Annotated in this window: 17 protein-coding genes; 11 read left to right on the forward strand and 6 right to left on the reverse strand. The window is 71.6% G+C overall.

All coding sequences use genetic code 11. The features are described from left to right. Positions 1-397: 397 nt before the first annotated feature. Complete coding sequence (locus tag ABIH81_RS08240; RefSeq protein ID WP_120572509.1) at positions 398-952, forward strand: hypothetical protein; 555 nt, start codon at positions 398-400, stop codon at positions 950-952. Here ABIH81_RS08240 and ABIH81_RS08245 read toward each other — a convergent pair. After that, entirely contained in the window at positions 937-1,425 is a 489-nt protein-coding gene (locus tag ABIH81_RS08245; RefSeq protein WP_349879751.1) for a MarR family transcriptional regulator, read from the reverse strand. The genes ABIH81_RS08240 and ABIH81_RS08245 overlap by 16 nt on opposite strands. A gap of 80 nt (positions 1,426-1,505) precedes the next feature. Between ABIH81_RS08245 and ABIH81_RS08250 the strand changes: the two genes are divergently transcribed. Then, positions 1,506-1,745 carry a hypothetical protein gene (locus ABIH81_RS08250; protein ID WP_013283216.1) on the forward strand — a complete coding sequence of 80 codons (240 nt, stop codon included), beginning with the start codon at positions 1,506-1,508 and terminating at the stop codon, positions 1,743-1,745. Here the strand turns inward: ABIH81_RS08250 and ABIH81_RS08255 are convergent. The 5 genes from ABIH81_RS08255 to dnaA all read right to left on the reverse strand — a co-directional run bounded on the left by ABIH81_RS08255 (position 1,736) and on the right by dnaA (position 9,048). Then, complete coding sequence (locus ABIH81_RS08255) at positions 1,736-2,341, reverse strand: DciA family protein (RefSeq protein ID WP_349879752.1); 606 nt, start codon at positions 2,339-2,341, stop codon at positions 1,736-1,738. The two genes, ABIH81_RS08250 and ABIH81_RS08255, sit on opposite strands and share 10 nt — an antisense overlap. Beyond that, positions 2,331-3,464: a DNA replication/repair protein RecF gene (gene recF / locus ABIH81_RS08260; RefSeq protein ID WP_349879753.1), complete on the reverse strand. Its 1,134-nt coding sequence runs from the start codon at positions 3,462-3,464 to the stop codon at positions 2,331-2,333. The genes ABIH81_RS08255 and recF overlap by 11 nt, the downstream gene beginning before the upstream one ends. Positions 3,465-3,480: 16 nt before the next feature. After that, the gene (gene gnd / locus ABIH81_RS08265; protein WP_349879754.1) at positions 3,481-4,353 is read right to left on the reverse strand and encodes a phosphogluconate dehydrogenase (NAD(+)-dependent, decarboxylating); all 873 of its coding nucleotides are present in this window, start codon (positions 4,351-4,353) and stop codon (positions 3,481-3,483) included. A gap of 40 nt (positions 4,354-4,393) precedes the next feature. After that, a complete protein-coding gene (dnaN, locus tag ABIH81_RS08270) occupies positions 4,394-5,527 on the reverse strand; it encodes a DNA polymerase III subunit beta (RefSeq protein WP_349879755.1) in 1,134 nt (377 codons plus the stop codon). A gap of 1,622 nt (positions 5,528-7,149) precedes the next feature. Next, entirely contained in the window at positions 7,150-9,048 is a 1,899-nt protein-coding gene (gene dnaA / locus ABIH81_RS08275) for a chromosomal replication initiator protein DnaA (RefSeq protein ID WP_349879756.1), read from the reverse strand. A gap of 577 nt (positions 9,049-9,625) precedes the next feature. On the opposite strand from dnaA, the gene rpmH reads away from it, so the two are divergent. The 9 genes from rpmH to ABIH81_RS08320 all read left to right on the forward strand — a co-directional run bounded on the left by rpmH (position 9,626) and on the right by ABIH81_RS08320 (position 18,522). After that, positions 9,626-9,763 (forward strand): 50S ribosomal protein L34, encoded by a 138-nt coding sequence (gene rpmH / locus ABIH81_RS08280; RefSeq protein ID WP_013289388.1) that lies wholly within the window; start codon positions 9,626-9,628, stop codon positions 9,761-9,763. A gap of 34 nt (positions 9,764-9,797) precedes the next feature. Next, positions 9,798-10,211 (forward strand): ribonuclease P protein component, encoded by a 414-nt coding sequence (gene rnpA, locus ABIH81_RS08285; RefSeq protein ID WP_349879757.1) that lies wholly within the window; start codon positions 9,798-9,800, stop codon positions 10,209-10,211. A gap of 44 nt (positions 10,212-10,255) precedes the next feature. Further along, entirely contained in the window at positions 10,256-10,495 is a 240-nt protein-coding gene (gene yidD / locus ABIH81_RS08290; protein WP_013477538.1) for a membrane protein insertion efficiency factor YidD, read from the forward strand. Beyond that, positions 10,496-11,497 (forward strand): membrane protein insertase YidC, encoded by a 1,002-nt coding sequence (gene yidC, locus ABIH81_RS08295; RefSeq protein ID WP_349879758.1) that lies wholly within the window; start codon positions 10,496-10,498, stop codon positions 11,495-11,497. A 207-nt stretch (positions 11,498-11,704) separates the two neighbouring features. Beyond that, complete coding sequence (locus tag ABIH81_RS08300; RefSeq protein WP_349879759.1) at positions 11,705-12,295, forward strand: R3H domain-containing nucleic acid-binding protein; 591 nt, start codon at positions 11,705-11,707, stop codon at positions 12,293-12,295. 341 nt (positions 12,296-12,636) lie between these two features. Further along, the gene (gene rsmG / locus ABIH81_RS08305) at positions 12,637-13,389 is read left to right on the forward strand and encodes a 16S rRNA (guanine(527)-N(7))-methyltransferase RsmG (RefSeq protein ID WP_349881042.1); all 753 of its coding nucleotides are present in this window, start codon (positions 12,637-12,639) and stop codon (positions 13,387-13,389) included. A 246-nt stretch (positions 13,390-13,635) separates the two neighbouring features. Beyond that, entirely contained in the window at positions 13,636-14,973 is a 1,338-nt protein-coding gene (locus ABIH81_RS08310) for an AAA family ATPase (protein WP_349879760.1), read from the forward strand. Positions 14,974-15,000: 27 nt separating this feature from the next. Beyond that, a complete protein-coding gene (locus ABIH81_RS08315; protein WP_349879761.1) occupies positions 15,001-16,041 on the forward strand; it encodes a ParB/RepB/Spo0J family partition protein in 1,041 nt (346 codons plus the stop codon). 1,593 nt (positions 16,042-17,634) lie between these two features. After that, entirely contained in the window at positions 17,635-18,522 is an 888-nt protein-coding gene (locus tag ABIH81_RS08320) for a hypothetical protein (protein WP_349879762.1), read from the forward strand. Positions 18,523-18,524 lie beyond the last annotated feature (2 nt).

The raw sequence follows: 18,524 nt of genomic DNA on the forward strand, positions 1-18,524 counted from the left end.
GGCTCGGACCCGATGCGGGACTATGATCGAGGGCCCACCGGGCCCCAGTCCGTCGCTCCGTCTCGGGTCTTTCGTCTCGCCCCCAATCTTACTGTGCGGAGCCGACCAAACCGCCACTCGGCACCCTCTCCGAGGCGGCTGAGAATGCCGTAGCCGGACGAACCGCGTCGCCCACGACTCCCCCTACACGCCATTGGGGCGGCGCCGCGCCACCGGCCACCGTGAGCCGTGACGGTCATCCGACCGGTGATCGGCGGCTGTCCCGACCGGGGGTCGCGGCCGGGCCCGGCGTGCCGTAGCTTTTGCGGCGCCGCCGTTGCGGTCTTGATCTTTTGCGCCCGGAACCGGGACGATCGTTGGAGACGGTCCGAAAACGCTTGGTGAGAGGTGACGCCAGATGGGGCTGGACAACGTCGCGGTGCACTGGCCGCGGACCGGCCGCTTCTACGACCCGGTCGCGCCGGCTGAGTTCGTGGACTTCGGCGAGATCGTGGACATGCCCCGGATCTCCGCGCCGACCGCGGCGCTCGCCGAGCTGATCGCGAAGACCGGCACGGTACGCGCGACCGCGTACACCGAGTTGGTCGACCTGATCCTCGGGCTGGAAAATGTGCTCTACGCCACGGAGAACGCGGTCGAGGACGAGGACCCGGTGATCGACCCGGACGGCTGCTCCTGGATCGCCGAGGGCGTGGAGAAGTTCGTCGCGCGGCACCGGCCGTACGGCGAGCCGGTCACGTTCGAGTCGGTGAGCGAGGTGCTGCGCGCGCTGCTCGGTGACGGGCGGCTGGCCGAGCAGCAGCTCCGCTGGCTGGACAGCCGGCTGGACCGGCTGCGGGACGAGAACGGCGACCCGCCGCAGTGGAACTTCACCTGCGCCGAGCTGAGCGTGCTGGCGGCCTTCTACCGGCGCTGCGCGGAGCGGGGCTTCGCGGTCTACGCCGACGCCTGACCGGGCGCCGCAGCGCCGGAAGAAGACGTGGCCCGGTTGGCGGCCGCGATCACCTCGGTCAGCGCCGAGTGCAGGTGCCGCAGGTCGGCCAGAGGCAGGCCGAGGCGCTGCACGATGGCCGGCGGGATCCGCTCGGCCTGCGCTCGCAGCGCCTGCCCCTCGGGGGTGAGCGAGACGGCCAGGCTGCGCTCGTCGGCGGCGTCGCGTTCCCGCCGGATGTAGCCGGCCGCCTCCAAGCGCTTGAGCAGCGGCGACAGCGTGCCCGGGTCGAGCTGGAGCAGCCGGCTCAGATCCCGCCCGGACAGCGGCGCGTGCTGCCAGAGCGCCAGCATCACCAGGTATTGCGGGTGGGTGAGCCCCATCGGCTCCAGCAGCGGCCGGTAGACAGCGACGACGCTCCGGGCGGCGACTGAGAGCGCGAAGCAGACCTGCTGCTCCAGCGCCAGGGGGTCCTCCTCGATGCCGTCGGTCACCCGCATCCTCCTCGTCGTCATTGCGATAGTAGCAATGATTGGTGTACCAATGGTTTGCACACAAACAGAGAGGCGACGGGATGAGCGACGACGAGCAGGTGGGCGACGCCTCCGGCAAGGGTGGCCGTCTGCTGGGCTGGGTGTTCCGCAACCTCGCCGGCCCGTCCCAGGTGCAGGGCGCGGTACAGGGCGGCTCGAAGCTGGCCCGCGACGCGTGGAAGGAAGACCTGGAGCGCCGCAAGCAGTGGAGCCGCGAGCAGCGCGAACTCAAGCGCGCCCGGCGGGAGGCGCGGCGTTCCGGCGGTGTCGGTCAGCCGTAGGTGTCGCGGGGGCCGCGCCCGCGTACCCGTCGGGGACCGCGCGACCACGACGGCGCCGCCGGCCCGTGGATGTGCAGCTTGCGCACCACGTTGTGGCCGACCTCCCGGGCGATCTGCTGCAACAGCGAGCCCGCCAGCAGGCGCAACTGGGTCGCCCAGGCCGTCGAGCGTGCCTCCACGGTCAGCTCACCGTCCTCCAGCTTGACCGGGCGGCTGTGCTGCGCGACCTCCGCGCCGACCACCTTCTCCCACGCGCCGAACACCGTCGCCTCGGCCGCCGGCTGCTGCCAGCCGCGCGCCTTCATCAGCTTGTCCAGCACCGCGCCGAGCGGCTGCGGGTCGCGCGGGTCCGGCCCCGGGCCGGAGTAGCCGCGCAGCCGCTTCTCGCCGTCGCCGCGGACCGCGCCGCGCCGCCGGGGGGCCGCCGCCTGCCGCCGGGCCTTCGCCGCGTCGAGCACCGCCCGGGCCAGTTCCGGCCCGGTCGTGCCCTCCGGCGGGTTCGCGGCCGGCTCGCCGTCCGCCGGCTTTCCGGGGGTACGCGCGTCGCGTCCCGGCCCCAGCCGCGCGGGCGGGAGCCGCACCTCGTCATCCGGCACGTCGCACCGTCCCCTCACCCACCGCGTACCGGGTGCCGCGCAGCGTCGCCGGCACGTCCTCGTCCACGGCGCAGGTGACCAGGAGCTGACCGGCGCCGCCGACCAGCTCGGCCAGCCGTTCCCGCCGCCCGGTGTCCAACTCGGCGAAGACGTCGTCGAGCACCAGCACCGGCTCGATCCCGTCGGCGCGCAGCAGGTCGTACCCGGCCAGCCGCAGCGCCAACGCGTACGACCAGGACTCGCCGTGGCTCGCGTACCCCTTGGCGGGCAGCGGGCCGAGCGTCAGCGCCAGGTCGTCCCGGTGCGGGCCGACGAGCGTGGTGCCGCGCTCGATCTCGGCGGCACGGTTCGCGGTCAGCGCGGCGGCGAGCGCCTCCGCCAGCGCCGCGCGGTCGGCGCCGGGTTCGGGCAACTCGACCGAGGGCCGGTACGCGATGCCCGCCGCCCCGCGGCCGGCGGCCACCGCGTCGTACGCCTTCGCCACGTGCGGGGTGAGCGCGGCGACCAGCTCCAGGCGGCCGGCGAGCAGGTCCGCGCCGTGCTGCGCCAGATGCGCGTCCCACACGGCCAGCGTCGACAGGTCGCCGCCGCGTGTGCCGCCGGTCTTGCGAGCGAGGTACGAGGTACGCAGCAGCGCGTTGCGTTGCTTGACCACGCGCTCGTAGTCGGCGCGTACCCCGGCGTAACGGGGCTGGCGGGTGACCAGCAGGTCGTCCAGGTAGCGGCGGCGCTCGGCCGGGTCACCGCGGACCAGTTCCAGATCCTCCGGAGCGAACAGCACCAGGCGCAGCGCGCCGAGAACGTCCCGGGCGCGCCGGGCCGGGGACCGGCCGAGCCGGGCCCGGTTGGCCTTGCCCGGCACGATCTCCAGCTCGACCAGCAGTTCCCGGCCCTCGTGCACCACCGCGCAGCGGATCACCGCCGAGGCGGCTCCCATCCGGACCAGCGGGGCATCGGTGGCGACCCGGTGCGAGTCCAGGGTCGCCACGTAGCCGAGCGCCTCGACCAGGTTGGTCTTGCCGACGCCGTTGGCGCCGACGAGCACGTTCGGACCCGGCTCCAGGTCGACGCCGACGCGCTCGTAGGAGCGGAAGTCGACCAGTTCGAGCCGGCGGACGTACACAGCCTGTGGATACCGGTCAGCGCTTGTGGACGGCGTGGCCGCCGAACTGCTGGCGCAGCGCGGCGACGGCCTTCATCGCGGGCGAGTCGTCCTGCCGGGAGGCGAACCGGGCGAAGAGCGACGCCGCGATGACGTTGAGCGGTACGGCGAGCCGGACCGCCTCGTCCACGGTCCAGCGGCCCTCGCCGGTGTCCTCGGTGTAGCCGCTCAGCTCGGCCAGCTCCGGATCCTCGTCGAGTGCCCGGTCCAGCAGGTCGAGCAGCCAGGACCGGACCACTGTGCCCTCGCGCCACGACTTGAACACGCCGGGGACGTTCGTCACCAGCTCGGAGGCGGCCAGCAGCTCGTAGCCCTCGGCGTAGGCGTGCATCAGGCCGTACTCGATGCCGTTGTGCACCATCTTGGCGTAGTGGCCGGCGCCGACCGGTCCGGCGTGCACGAAGCCGAACTCACCCTCGGGCTTGAGCGCCTCGAAGATCGGCATCAGGCGCTCGACGTGCTCCTGCGCGCCGCCGACCATCAGCGCGTACCCGTTCTGCCGGCCCCAGACGCCGCCGGAGACGCCGACGTCCATGTAGCCGATGCCCTGCTCGTTCAGCCGCTCGGCGCGCGGGGCGTCGTCGCTGAACCGGGAGTTGCCGCCGTCGATGATGATGTCGCCCTCGCCGAGCACACCGGCGAGCTCGTCGATGGTGGCGTCGGTGACGCCGGCCGGAACCATGACCCAGACCGCGCGGGGCGACTGGAGCTTCTCGGCCAGCTCGGCCAGGCTCGCGGCGTCGCTGATCTCCGGGTTGTGGTCGTAGCCGACCACCTCGTGCCCGGCGGCCCGCAACCGCTCCCGCATGTTGCCGCCCATGCGGCCGAGTCCTACCAGGCCGAGCTGCATCTGCTCCTACCTCCGTACGTCAGGGTCGTGCTGCCTGCGATCAGCGGGACACGCGGATCGGCATGATGAGGTACCGGTACCCCGGGATGACCTCGCCATCCTCGCCGGCCGGGGAGATGACCGCGGGCTTGAACGCGTCGACGAACCGGAGCAGGGCGTGCTGCGCGCCCAGATTGGCCAGACCGTCGATGAGGTACTGCGGGTTGAACCCGATGGTCAGCGGCTCGCCGCTGAAGGTTGCCTCCATCGCCTCGCTGGCCCGGGCCTCCTCGGTGCCGCCCGCCTCGACCACGAGACCGTCGGCGCTGAAGCTGAGCAGGACCGGGGTGGTGCGCTCGGCGACCAGCGCGACGCGCTTGACCACCTCGATGAGCGCGGCGACGGCGACGCGGGCCTCGGCGTTGTGGTCGGCCGGGAACAGCGAGCGCACCGGCGGGTAGTTGGCGCCGTCGAGCAGCCGGCTGGTGGTCCGGCGGGTGCCGCCGGAGAAACCGATCATGCCTTCACCGGCGCCGCCGGAGGACAGCGCCATGGTGACGTGGCCGCCGAGCGGGCCGAGTGCCTTCGCGGTGTCGTGCAGCGTACGGGCCGGCACCAGCGCGTTGAGGCTGATCTCCGGGTCGTCCGGGTTCCACTCCATCTCGCGCAGCGCGAGGCGGTAGCGGTCGGTCGCCAGCATGGCCATCGTGTTGCCGCTCAGCTCGATCCGGACGCCGGTCATCATCGGCAGCGTCTCGTCCCGGCCGGCGGCCACTGCCACCTGGGCCACGGCCGAGGCGAAGGCGGCGGCGTCGACGGTGCCGGCGCTCTCCGGCATCTCCGGCAGCGTCGGGTAGTCCTCCACCGGCATGGTGGGCAGCGTGAACCGGGCACTGCCGCAGACCAGTTCGAGGTGGGCGCCGACGGCGGCGATGTCCACCGGCTTCGCCGGCAGGGCCTTGGTGATCTCGGCGAGCAGACGGCCGGAGACCAGGGCGGCGCCGTCCGCGTCACCCTGCACCTCGACTGTCACCTGGCTGGAGACCTCGTAGTCGAAGCCGGAGACCTGGAGGTTGCCGTCGGTGACCCGGAGCATCACTCCGGCCAGCACCGGTACGGAGGGTCGGTTGGGCAGGCTCTTGGCGGTCCACGCGACCGCCTCGGCGAGCGCGTCGCGCTCCACTCGGAACTTCATCAATGCCTCCGCGTCGACGTCAGCGACAACTCTCTCATGCCGACCGCTGCCACCCGTCCCGCCCGACCGTGCGGGTACCCATCGCACCTTAAGGCGCTGGGACATCGGCTGTGCGCCCGACCCCGTGGATCCAGATGCCCCGGGCGACTGCCGACGGCAGTGCTCCGGCCCGATCCACAGGAAGTCCAACGGTGATGATTGGTTTTTGTTGTTTAGAAGAGATAACTCATCGTCTTCATCGCACCTGTGCAAACTGTGGAGAACCGGCGTCCGCGCAGGTCAGACACGTTATCCACCGGTGGTTTGGCTGTGGAGAACCAGGGGTAAAACTCGTGTCCCGGTCCACAGCCCTCGCCGGCCGCCGGGTTTTCCACGGCTGTCCACCGGTTGTCCACCGGTAATCCACCGGTTTTCTCCCCAGCGCTGTGGACAGCGCCGGCCGGGTCCACAGCCGTCATCCCCAGAACCTTCAACAGCCCGCCCACAGGCGGACCGCCGCCTGTGGACAACGTGACCGTCGTCCCCAGGCATCCACAGCGTCGTCCCCAGGAGTTGTCCACAGTCTGTGGGTAACCGGCCGAGTGCGAAGCGTGGTTGTCCACCGCCTGTGACACAGGGGCTGTGGACAACGGGTACGAGCTGTGGACGAGCACACGACAGATCCTGGGCCCTCCACCGGGTCGAGGGTCAACCCGTTCCCTCTGTCGGCTACTTGCCACCCGTCTACTCCGCCCGCCTTCGCCGCCGGTGGTCCCCCGGTGGTCGCCTTCGTCACGTCGGCCGCTGGGACACGAGCCTCCCGCGCCCCCGCTCCCGCCCCCGCTCCCGCCCCCGCCCCCGCTCCCGCCCTCGCCCCTGCTCCCCGGTCGCTCGTGTCGATTATGAAGTTGGCGGCGTTTGGCGTCCGGTTTGTCACCGTCAACCTCATGATCGACGGGAAGGTGGGCGGGCGAGGGCGGGACTTTGACGGGGGTGGTCGCCGAGGGTGTGCTGGATCGCCTCGACGGGGCCAGGGGCCCGGTCCGCCGTACGAGGCCATGGGCGGTCAACACGAGGCGCGGGCTCCCGGCTCCCGCCCGCTGGCCCCTGCCTCCTGCCTGCCGGCTCCTGCCTCCCGGTTCCTGCCTGCCGGTTCCTGCCTGCCGGCTCCCCGGCTCCCGCTTCCGGGCTCCGGCCCGGCGGGGCGTGGCTCGCGGCTTCCGGCTGCCGGCCCTCCGGGGTGCCCGCCGTAACGGCGATTCGACCACCACCCTGAGGCTCGGCGCTCAGCTCCCGAGAGATCTTGGTAGGAAACGGCCCCCATGGGGGCGCAAAGCTTCCAAGATCTGCGGCGGAGTCCGCGCGCAGACGACGGCCGAAGGGCAGAGTGCGGTGGCGCTCGGCTCGGCCGGCTCCTGCGCCGGAGGCGGACGAAGCGAGCGAGCACACACGGCGACAGGGTCGATCATGGAGTTGGCGGTCCAGCGGGACACCCGCCACTTACCCGCTCGGCGACGTCCGCGCGCCCACCCCGCCTTGTTGACCAAGGAGTTCGGGTCAGGAATGACGTCTCTCCCCGACACAAACTCCTTGATCACCGCGGGAGCGGTGGGGCGCAACAGGCGGGGCGCAACAGGGGGCGGTCAGGTGTTCTGCTTGATGCGGTTGGTCAGCTCGGCGATCTGGTTGTAGAGCGAGCGCCGCTCCGCCATCTGCTGGCGGATCTTGCGGTCCGCGTGCATCACAGTGGTGTGGTCCCGGCCGCCGAACGCCTGCCCGATTCGGGGCAGCGACAGGTCGGTCAGCTCGCGGCACAGGTACATGGCCACCTGACGCGCGTTCACCAGCACCCGGGAGCGGGAGTGGCCGCGCAGGTCCTCCAGGCTCACGCCGAAGTAGTCGGCCGTGGACACCATGATCTGGTCCGCGGTGATCTCCGGGCCGGCGCCGTCCGGGATGAAGTCCCGCAGCACCTCCTCGGCCAGCGACAGCTCGACCGAGGATCGGGTGAGGCTCGCGAAGGCGGTGACGCGGATCAGCGCCCCCTCCAGTTCGCGGATCGAGTTCGACACCCGGGACGCGATGAACTCCAGGACGTCCGGCGGGGCGTACAGCCGCTCCTGCGCCGCCTTCTTCTGCAGGATCGCGATCCGCGTCTCCAGGTCCGGCGGCTGGATGTCGGCGAGCAGGCCCCACTCGAAGCGCGTACGCAGCCGGTCCTCCAGCGTCGCCAGCTGCTTCGGCGAGCGGTCGGACGTGATCACGATCTGCTTGTTGGCGTTGTGCAGCGTGTTGAAGGTGTGGAAGAACTCCTCCTGCGTCCGCTCCCGGTTCTCCAGGAACTGGATGTCGTCGATCAGGAGGATGTCCACGTCCCGGTAGCGGCGCTGGAACGCGCTCGTCTTGTCGTCACGCAGCGAGTTGATGAAGTCGTTGGTGAATTCCTCGGTCGAGACGTACCGGACCGAGCGCGCGTTGCCGAGCGTCGTGGCGTAGTGCCCGATGGCGTGCAGCAGGTGGGTCTTGCCCAGCCCGGAGCTGCCGTAGATGAACAGCGGGTTGTACGCCTTCGCCGGCGACTCGGCCACGGCCACGCTCGCGGCGTGCGCGAACCGGTTGGACGAGCCGATGACGAACGTCTCGAACATGTACTTCGGGTTGAGCCGGTTGCCGCCGCTCTCCGTACCGCCGGGGAGCCTGCGGTCGGCCTGGCCGCCGCCGGGGCGATGGTGGTCGGCGCCACCGCGGCCGGGGCCGTTGTCGGTGGCGCCGTCGCGGGGCAGGCCGCGCATCGGCGCGGGGTCGGCGGCCGGGTTCTCCCGGTAGCGGGGCTCGTATCCGCCGGCGTCGGGCACTGGAGGCTCGACCCGGGTGCGCTCGTCGAAGGCGCGGCGTTCGGGCGCGGTGCGCACCGGCTCGGCGAACGCGGCGCTGAAGAGCGTGTCCTGTGCGTCGCGGCCGGCCGGGATCAGGTGCGGGCGGCCGCCGTCGGCGGTCCGCTGGCGCGGCGCCGGCTCGTCGAGCGGCTGCTCCGGGCGCGGTTCGGCGTACCCGGGCTCGGAGCGGGAATCGGCGTACCCGGGCTCGCGGCGGGAGTCGGCGTAACCGGAATCGGGGCGGGAGTCGGCGTACCCGGGTTCCGGGCGCGGCGACGGGAAGGCCGGGGCGGACGCGGGCGGGCCGGGCTGGTCGAAGCCGGGTAGCGGGGCGGCGCCGTCGTGCTCGCGCAGCGGCTCGGGGCTGCTGCGGTAGACCGTGCCGGCCGGGCGGGCGCCCGGATCCTCGGCGACCCGTACGGTGACCGCCACCTGGATCGGCCGGCCGAGCCGGCGGCTCAACGCCTCGGTGATGGCCGGGCGGAGCCGGGACTCGATCACGTCCCGGGTGAAGGCGTCCGGCACCGAGAGCAGCGCGGTGTCCTCGACGATCGCCCGCAGCCGGGTGAGCCGGAGGTACGCCCGTTGCTGTGCGGAGATGATCTCGTCGGCGAGTTCGTCGGTGGTCGCCGTCCACACCGCGGCAAGGTCGGTCGCTCCGGTCACCGTCGTGCCACCCCCTCGCCTGCTCCTTCTCACGCCCGCCCGGACGGCTGACCGGTCGTCATCCACAAGTTATCCACAGCCTGTGTACCGACCGATTGTGGCCGCCCACCGGACGCGGGTCGGACCTGCCCCCCTCGATCCACGGAGGCACTGAAGCGGGTTCACCGTGCCGAACGATTCAACAGCGTGTCCGGTCTTGCCGATCGGCGACAAACCCCGGACCCCCGAAGCCGACCGCAATCGCGCACGCTAACAGCGCGGACCCCACAGCATCAACCGGCGACACCCTGACGACCTTGGCAACATCAGTGAAAACCGCCCCTTTCGGTCGCGCTCGACCGCAGGTCGGACGCCCGAGTGTGATGTTTGACGGTCATTGCGCCCCTGCGTAGGCTGGAGCGGCTGCTCTCTCGCCCTCTGCTAGGATGATTGATGCTTGCTGCCCGTGGCTGTCACCCCGCATCGCCGGGGCGCGTGTCACGGCAGCGCCGATCGGAGGTCACCGACAGGTGATCTGGACCAGCACACGACCCCGGGCGATCCGCCGCGCGGGGCGTACGACAACGGAGAGCCTGACGTGAGCAAGCGCACCTACCAGCCGAACAACCGCCGGCGCGCGAAGACCCACGGCTTCCGGCTGCGCATGCGCACCCGTGCCGGCCGCGCCATCATCTCGACCCGTCGCTCCAAGGGCCGCGCCCGCCTGTCGGCCTGACGCCGACAGGTCCGGTCCGGGGACGTGGGCAGTCGTGCTGGCCGCCGCGCAACGACTGCGGCGCAGTAACGACTTCGCCGCAGCGGTTCGCGGTGGCCGACGCGTCGGCCGTGGCGCCGTCGTGGTCCACCTGACCATCCCCGAGCCGATCGGCACCACCGCGACACTCTCGCCGGAGCCGGCGCGAAGCAACGGTGCGGAGACCTCCGCACCGAGCCGCGCCGGCTTCGTCGTGTCCAAGGCCGTCGGCGGCGCGGTGGTCCGCAACAAGGTCCGCCGTCGGCTCCGGCACCTGGTCCGCGAGCGGCTGGCCGAGCTGCCCGCCGGCACCACCCTCGTGGTACGCGCGCTGCCCGCGGCAGCCGACGCGACGTACGACCGGCTCGGCGCCGACCTGGACGCCGCCCTCGCCGCCGCACGGACCCCCCGGGGACGGCGGTCGCGGTGACCGGCCCGACGACGGCGACTCCGCCGCCCACAACCGGTGCCCGCATGCTGCTGGCGCCCATCATCGCGTACCGTCGGTGGATAAGTCCGGCGCTGCCGGCCCGCTGCCGGTTCTACCCGTCGTGCAGTGCCTACGCCGTGGAGGCGGTGTCCCGGCACGGTGCGCTGCGGGGAGCCTGGCTGACGGTCCGTCGGCTGTCGCGCTGCCATCCCTTCCACCCTGGTGGACATGACCCGGTTCCGGAGCCGGGCGACCGCCGCCGTTCCGACGTGACTGGAGCCTGAGTGTTTAGTCTCGACTGGATCTACTACGCGATCTCGTGGATCCTGCTGGCCTGGCACTCGGCCTGGGACGCCATCGGAGTTCCGGTCGGGGCCGTGATCGGTACGAACTGGGCCTGGATCCTCGCCATCATCTTCCTGGTGGTGACGGTCCGGGTGATCCTGTTCCCGGTCTTCGTCAAGCAGATCAAGTCGCAGCGTGCCATGCAGGCGCTCCAGCCCAAGGTGAAGGAGCTCCAGGAGAAGCACAAGGGTGACCGGGAGACGCTCCAGAAGGAGATGATGGAGCTCTATCGGAAGGAAAAGGCCAACCCGCTCATGGGCTGCCTTCCGATGTTCCTCCAGATCCCGGTCTTCCTGGGCCTGTTCCACACGCTCCGGCGGCTCAACCCCGACAACCAGGGCAAGACCCTGTACGGCTGGACCGTCGACCAGTTCAACAGCGCCTCCAACGCGAAGCTGTTCACCGCGCCGATCTCCGGCAAGTTCGGCTCCACCGCCGAAGAACTGAGCCGGCTCGGCGCGAGCACCGGCACGGTCAAGGTGGTCGCCGGCATCCTGGTGGTCATCATGATCGCCACCACCTACCTGACCAGCCGTCAGATGATCCTCAAGACCGGGTGGGCCGAGGACCCGCAGCAGCGCATGGTGCAGCGGCTGATGCTCTACGGCATCCCGCTGTCGCTGCTGGTCTCGGGTGCGATCTTCCCGATCGGTGTGATCATCTACTGGGTCACCAACAACCTCTTCACGCTCGGCCAGCAGCAGTGGGTGCTGCGGAAGTTCCCGCCGCCGCCGACCGCGAAGACCGCCACCTCCGGCAAGAGCACCTCCGGCAAGAGCCCGGTGCAGCCGGCGAAGGCCGGTGGCCTGTTCGGCCGCAAGGCGGCCCAGCCGCCGGCGAAGGCTCCGGCCGCGGCGCCGAAGGTGGCCGGCCCGAAGCCGGGCGCCAAGCCGGTCAACCCGAAGAAGGGCGGCAACCGGCCCGCCAAGCGACAGGGCTGAGCCCACCGGGCCACCGCCGGCATGGCGGTGGCCCGTTCCGGCCGCGTGCTGCCATCCGAGGAGTCGGCGCCGGGCCGGAATAGCCGCGCGGAGCGCGGACACGGGCGAAACTGGCCCGTACAGACGTGCCCGAGGGCACCCGGCGAACCTCCCGCCGGCCCCGGGAGACCAGCGGACCCCCGACGGTCCGGCCGAGCGAGTACGGAGATGAGACCCGTGACCGAGACCAGCATCCCCAGCGCCGACCAGTCCCTGGACGAGGAGACCCCCGTTACCGCCGCCACCGAGACCGAGGACGCCGCGGGCGAGGCCCGGGAGAAGAAGGCCCCGGCCGAGAGCGACCTGTTCCGGCAGAGCGAGATCGCCGCCGACTACGTCGAGGGTCTGCTGGACATCCTCGACTACGACGGCGACATCGACGAGCTGGTGTCCGGCGGCCGCCCGGTCGTCGAGGTGGTCGGCGGCCGCCTGCAGAACCTGGTCGGCCAGCGCGGCGCGACCCTGGAGGCGCTCCAGGAACTGGCCCGGCTGGCCGTGTTCCGCCAGACCGGCACCCCGAGCCGCCTGCTGCTCGACGTCGGCGGCTACCGGGCCGCCCGTCGCAAGGAGCTGGCCGCCGTGGCGAAGAACGCGGTCGAGAAGGTCAAGGAGCACGGCGAGCCGGTGCGCCTGGAGCCGATGTCCGCGTTCGAGCGCAAGTGCGTGCACGACGTGGTGAACGCGATGAGCGGGGTGGAGAGCGAGTCCGAGGGCGTCGAGCCCAACCGCCGCATCGTCGTCCGGCCGGTGGCGGACTGAGGTCCGTGATCTCCGACGAGACGACGGCAGGAGCCGCGACCGGCCCGGGCGGTACGCCGCCCGGGCCGTCGGCTGTGCGCCCCGACAACACAGTCGACCCGGTCTTCTCCGACGAGGACGGGCCGGCCGACCCGGCGTACCCGGGAAGGGCCGTGACCGACCCCGGCGAGCCGGCCTTCTCCGCCGAGCCGGCGGTGGTGACCGGGATCGAGCCCGCCGATCCGGCGGTGGACGTGACACCCGCCTTCTCCGGTGAGCCGGCGGCGGACGTGACGCCGGCCGACCCGGCCGCGGTGGCCGGCCCGGTCTTCGCGGAGCCGTCGGAGGATGCACCGTCCCTCGTGGACAGTGACGCCGCCCCCGATCCGGCGTCGGCGACGCTGCCGCCCGAACTGGCGGAGGCCGCCCGCGCGTTGTTCGGTGACCGGCTCGACCTGGCCGCCGCGTACGCCGAACTGCTCGCCACCGACGGCGTGCTCCGCGGCCTGATCGGTCCTCGCGAGACGCCGCGACTCTGGGAGCGGCACCTCCTCAACTGCGCTGTGGTGGCGGAACGGATCCCGGAGGGGGCCCGCGTGATCGACGTCGGCTCCGGCGCCGGGCTGCCCGGTCTGGTGCTGGCGATCGCGCGCCCCGACCTCACCGTGACGCTCGTGGAGCCGCTGGCTCGACGGACCGCCTTCCTGATCGAGGCGGTACAGCGTCTCGGCCTGACCCGGGACGTCCGTGTGTTCCGTGGGCGGGCCGAGGAGGCGGCGGCCGGCTCGCGTGACCGGGAACCGCTGAGCGCCGACATCGTGACGGCCCGCGCGGTGGCGCCGCTGGACCGGCTCGCCTCCTGGTGCCTGCCGCTCGTGGCTCCCGGCGGCCGGCTCGTCGCGCTCAAGGGCGCATCGGCGGCCGACGAGATCACCGAGCACACCGAGGCCGTGATCCGCCTCGGCGGTGGGACGCCGGAACTGCATCGCTGCGGCGAAGGGGTGATCGAACCCCCGGCGACGGTGGTCGAGGTGGTCCGGGAGCGCGTGGTCAACCCGCGTCGTCCGAAGAAGCCGAAGCGGTCGCGTGGCGGTCGCCGTCGCGGCGACCGCTGAGCCGGTACGCCATTCCGCACGCCCCGTCCGGTCGTTGGAACCGGTGGGCGTGACGCGATCGATCGCAACCCGACATGGACCCACCGCGCCCGTCGGCCGTAGGCTGACCGCGCGTCGATAGTGTGGAACGGCGGTGCCGGGCGGCACCCGAACCCGACGGTTCCCGCCGAGCCGACGGCGCCGTGCGAGGCGCGGACGCGATTCGACGGGTGCGGACCGACCATCCGGAGCGGGTAGGGATGACAGGTGCATGACGACGGCAGGTACGACGATCCACGGTTGACCGGACCAGGAGGCCAGCCCTCCGCCGACCCCGTTTCACGTGAAACCAACTACCAGGAGTGGACGGTGAACGAGTCCGGCGAACCGTCCTCCCCGTACCCGGCTCAGCCGTCCAAGCGACGGGAGCCGTCGGCCGGCGGGCCCGTGCGTCCTGTCTCGTCGGTGCCGGCGAACGTACCGCCGGCCCGCGACCCGCTCGACCCGGCCGACGGTCCGGTGAACGCACCGACCCCGCGCCCGCCCGCCGTGCGGGCGAACGCCGCGGTGCCCACCCGCTACGAACCCCAGCCGCCCGTCTCGGCCGTGCCGTTCCAGGCCGTCCCCGAGGTCGCCGTGGCGCCGTCCGACACGCCACAGGCAGACGGGTACGGGGACGAGGTAGACGCCAGCACGTACGTTTCACGTGAAACCCCGACGCGCGAAGAGGATGATCCACCGTTGGCTATGGAGGCGATGCGCGCCGTGCAGATCCTGAATCCCAGTGGCGAGGTCACCATGCCCCGTCCCGACCGGACCCGGGTGATGTGCGTCGCCAACCAGAAGGGCGGCGTGGGTAAGACGACCACCACCGTGAACCTCGCCGTGGCGCTCGCGCTGCACGGCAACCGGGTGCTCGTGGTCGACCTTGACCCCCAGGGCAACGCCTCCACCGGTCTGAACGTGCCGCACCACACGGGTGTGCCCGACGTGTACGACTGCCTGATCGACAGCGTGCCGCTGGAGGAGGTGGCCCAGGCCGTCGAGGGCATCCCCAACCTGTGGTGCGTACCGGCCACGATCGACCTGGCCGGCGCCGAGATCGAGCTGGTCTCGGTGGTGGCCCGGGAGTCGCGCCTGGCACGGGCCATCGCCGCGTACCCGGGACACTTCGACTACGTCTTCATAGACTGCCCGCCGTCGCTCGGCCTGCTCACAGTCAACGCGCTCGTGGCCGCGCAGGAGGTGCTGATCCCGATCCAGTGCGAGTACTACGCGCTGGAGGGCCTCAACCAGTTGATCAACAACATCAACCTGGTCCGCCAGCACCTCAACCCGAAGCTCGAGGTCTCCACCATCCTGCTCACCATGTACGACAGGCGTACCCGGCTGGCCGACGCGGTGGAGCAGGACGTCCGGAACCACTTCGGCGACAAGGTGCTCCAGGCCGTCATCCCCCGCAACGTGCGTGTCTCCGAGGCACCGAGCTACGGCCAGTCGGTGATGACCTACGATCCCGGTTCGCGGGGAGCCACGAGTTACTTCGAGGCCGCCCAGGAGATCGCGGAGCGAGGCGTCAAGGAGCCGGTGAGCCGGAATGCGTAGTGCGGAGATGTCGCTGGGAGGCGTCGCATGAAGAACCGTCCCCGCGGCGGACTGGGCCGAGGGCTCGGCGCCCTCATCCCCACCGGACCGGTACCGGGCGCCGAACCGGCCGCCGCCGAGCCGGAGTCGTCGACCGCTGCCACGTCGCCGTCGGCTCCGGCCGCAGGCGCGACCGCTGCCATCACGGGCGGCGTCGGAAGCACCCCGTCTCCGGCCGTCGAGCCCGAGCCTCAGCTGAGCCCGGTGCCCGGGGCCCACTTCGCGGAGATCCCGGTCGACGCGATCGTGCCGAACCCGAAGCAGCCCCGGCACGTCTTCGACGAGGAGGCCCTGGAGGAGCTGAAGACCTCGATCCAGGAGGTCGGCTTCCTCCAGCCGATCGTGGTCCGCCAGCTCGACCCCGAGAAGTTCGAACTCGTGATGGGCGAGCGGCGCTGGCGTGCCGCCCAGGCGGTCGGCCGGGAGACCATCCCCGCCATCGTCCGGGACACGAAGGACGACGCGATGCTCCGGGACGCGCTCCTGGAGAACATCCACCGCGCCAACCTCAACCCGCTCGAAGAGGCGGCGGCGTACCAGCAACTGCTGGAGGAGTTCGGCGCGACGCACGAGGAGCTGGCCCGGCGGATCGGCCGCAGCCGCCCGCAGATCTCCAACACCATCCGGCTGATGAACCTGCCGCCCGCCGTGCAGCGCCGGGTTGCCGCCGGCGTCCTGTCCGCCGGCCACGCCCGGGCTCTGCTCAGCCTGGACAACGCCGAGGCGCAGGAGGCGCTCGCGGAGCGGATCGTCCGCGAGGGCATCACCGTACGCGGCGCCGAGGAACTGGTGCACCTGGCGCTCGCCGAGGAGCCGGCGAAGGCGGCTGCTGCCAAGCGCCGGCCGAAGCCGCATGCCCCGGCCCTCACCGATCTCGCGGACCGGCTCTCCGACCGGTTCGACACGCGGGTGAAGGTCGACATCGGCCGCAGCAAGGGCAAGATCACGATCGAGTTCGCCACTGTCGACGACCTGGAGCGGATCGTCGGGATCATCGGTGTCGGCGAGGACGGGCAGCCTCAGGCGTAGCCCGGCTCCTCCCGGTTGTCGATCCGGCCGCACCGCCCGACGAGGGGGTGCGGCCGGACCTACGTTCGAGGGCTGCTTCCGGTGCCGCGACCGGAGCGGGCGGCTCTCTTCCTGATCGCGCCGGTTGGTCGGCCACCGAACGTCACCCGTGGTTTCACGTGAAACGGGGAGAGACGACCGAAGCGTGTTGCGCTCGCCGTGGGTTCCGCGCAGACCTGGCTTGATGACAGGCCGTTTCGGCCGAGCATCCGAGCGGCACTGGATGTCAGGCGAGCCAAGTCCGACGGGCCCGGAGCGATGGGAGCCGACCGGTCTGGACGGTGCAGGAATCCGTCTCTTGATGACCGGCTCGTTCTGGCCGATCCACCGCTTGGCCGCATCAGCCCGCGGGCGTTGCGCCGATCCACCGCGAACCGATTCTGGAGCGGAAGAACCACCGAGGCGTCGACCCCGATTCTCGCTCAGCGCGCCGCGCTCACTCTCGAGAACCGCCGGCTCGGGCCACGGTTGCTGAGCCCGAGGCTTGACGGCGCAGGCCCGGATGAAGCCGCGATTCCTCTGGAACGAGCGCCGGCGCTTGGCCCGAATCGCCGGGCCGGCAGCACCCGCGCCCGCGCGGGTGCTGCCGGCAGCAGCCCCGCGGCGGCCAGGACGCAGTCGGCGGTTGGACGTGCACCGGTTCGCCGGGCCGGCTGCACCCCGGGCGGTCTGCCGAGCCCCGCCCTGCTTAGTCCTAGCGGATAAACGGGGGACCGCAGTCCTGCCCAGAATGAATCAGGGACCGCGGAGCGCCCGATCCCGGCGCCACGTTCGACCGACCACGGCGCGGTCCTGGTAAGCCAGAGGAACAGGCGTTGCTGGCGAGCCTCAAGCATCGGGCCCGGCACGATGAGCCCGATCCAGCGGCCGTGCATGAAGCCCCGAGCCAGCGGGCCGGGCACGACGACCCCGAGCCATCGACCCGTGCACGGCAAGCCCAGACTCCCGACTCCCGCGAATGGTTCGTCCTTGATCGGAACCGCACCCGACCCACAGCCTCGTTGCGCATGCGAGTCCGGCGGAATGGCGATCCGTTTCACGTGAAACGGATCGCGCAGCGCACCGCCGCTGCGCCGGGTGCAAGCGATAGTGCGCGGCGCTCGCCGGGACGAGGGCTGAGCGGTAGTTCCCGCCTCTCGGCCCATCCCGGCCAGCACCCTCCCGATGACTCGTCCGTCTGCCGCCAACCGAAGAAGCGGTCACCGAAAGCGGCGGCTCGGAACAGCGAGCGAGCCGACCCGCACCGAGCAGTGAGCCAGTGCGCCCGGTCGTTTCACGTGAAACACGCACGAGGCGAAGCCGCCGGTTCCCGGTGCGAATCGGTCGCCGGATCGTTGGAAGAACGGACCCGGACACGCTCCGGGTTATCCACAGGGGTTGTCCACAGGCTCGCTCCGTTTCACGTGAAACGAAGCGAGGAAACCCTTGCTGAGCAGTGCATGACGCGCTGTGCTGGTGATCTCGGCAGCCTGTGGACAACGTGGTGGACAACCTGTGTGGCGGCCAGTGGAACAGGTAGGGACAGGCGTCGCCAACTCGGTTAGGGTCAGCGTCGTGCCGGACACCCCTCCCTCAGTTCCCGACTTCACCCAGTGGCCGTCCTTCCCCTTCGAGGGCGATCTTCGCGTCAAGCAGCTCGACGAGCCCGTACCGTTCGAACCTCCCCGCCGCGGCGAGGCGGACCGGGAGTGCACCGCCTGCAACGCGCCCGACGAGGCGTACATCTGGGTCGGTGAGCGGTGGCGCGTCCGCGCCATGGACCGGCCCACCGGCCTGCCGATGGTCCTGATCCTGGAGTCCCGTTCTCACCTGGATCTGGGCGACCTGCCGAACCTGCTCGCCGCCGAGCTGGGCGTGATGACCGTCCGCCTGGAGCGGGCCGTCCGCTCGCTCGACGGGGTGGCCCGGGTTCACGTGAACCGGTGGGGTGACGGCTCGGCGCATCTGCACCTGTGGTTCCTGGCCCGGCCGTACGGGCGGCTGCAACTGCGGGGCACGTTCCTGTCGCTGTGGGACTCGATCCTGCCCCCGATCTCCGAGGACCGGTGGCGGGAGAACCTCGCCATGGTGGCCGCGTGGCTCGCCGAGTTCGGTGGCCGTCCGTTGGCCGAGCCGCCGCGCATCCAGTGGCAGGCGCCATCGAGTCTCTCGCCGACCTCCCCCGCGAGCGCCGCTGAGGAGCCCGAGGAGGAGTCCGTGTCGGTGATCGAGGCTGCGGATGAGATCCCGGAGTCCGACGCGGCAGCGGACCTCTCAGACGCCTCGGCGGGCCCGTCGGAGCCCGGCCCGGCACCGCAGGCCGGCCCGGCGCCGGACAACGCACCGGACAACGCACCGGACAGCTCGCCGAGCAGCGCCGCGAGCAGCGAAGAAGCGGACGAGGCCGAGCCGGAGAACACCCCGAAAGACCGGCCGGGCGCGGCGCGTACCCCGCAGAGCTGAGG

This window comes from Micromonospora sp. HUAS YX12, assembly GCF_040215685.1.
Lineage (GTDB): Bacteria > Actinomycetota > Actinomycetes > Mycobacteriales > Micromonosporaceae > Micromonospora > Micromonospora tulbaghiae.

What these genes read in the sequence shown, in the direction of transcription:
- ABIH81_RS08300 (WP_349879759.1), top strand. Translation starts at nt 11,705, where the DNA reads ATGAGACCCGTGACCGAGACCAGCATCCCCAGCGCCGACCAGTCCCTG.
- ABIH81_RS08250 (WP_013283216.1), top strand. Translation starts at nt 1,506, where the DNA reads ATGAGCGACGACGAGCAGGTGGGCGACGCCTCCGGCAAGGGTGGCCGT.
- gnd (WP_349879754.1), bottom strand. Translation starts at nt 4,353, where the DNA reads ATGCAGCTCGGCCTGGTAGGACTCGGCCGCATGGGCGGCAACATGCGG.
- ABIH81_RS08315 (WP_349879761.1), top strand. Translation starts at nt 15,001, where the DNA reads ATGAAGAACCGTCCCCGCGGCGGACTGGGCCGAGGGCTCGGCGCCCTC.
- dnaN (WP_349879755.1), bottom strand. Translation starts at nt 5,527, where the DNA reads ATGAAGTTCCGAGTGGAGCGCGACGCGCTCGCCGAGGCGGTCGCGTGG.
- yidD (WP_013477538.1), top strand. Translation starts at nt 10,256, where the DNA reads ATGCTGCTGGCGCCCATCATCGCGTACCGTCGGTGGATAAGTCCGGCG.
- ABIH81_RS08240 (WP_120572509.1), top strand. Translation starts at nt 398, where the DNA reads ATGGGGCTGGACAACGTCGCGGTGCACTGGCCGCGGACCGGCCGCTTC.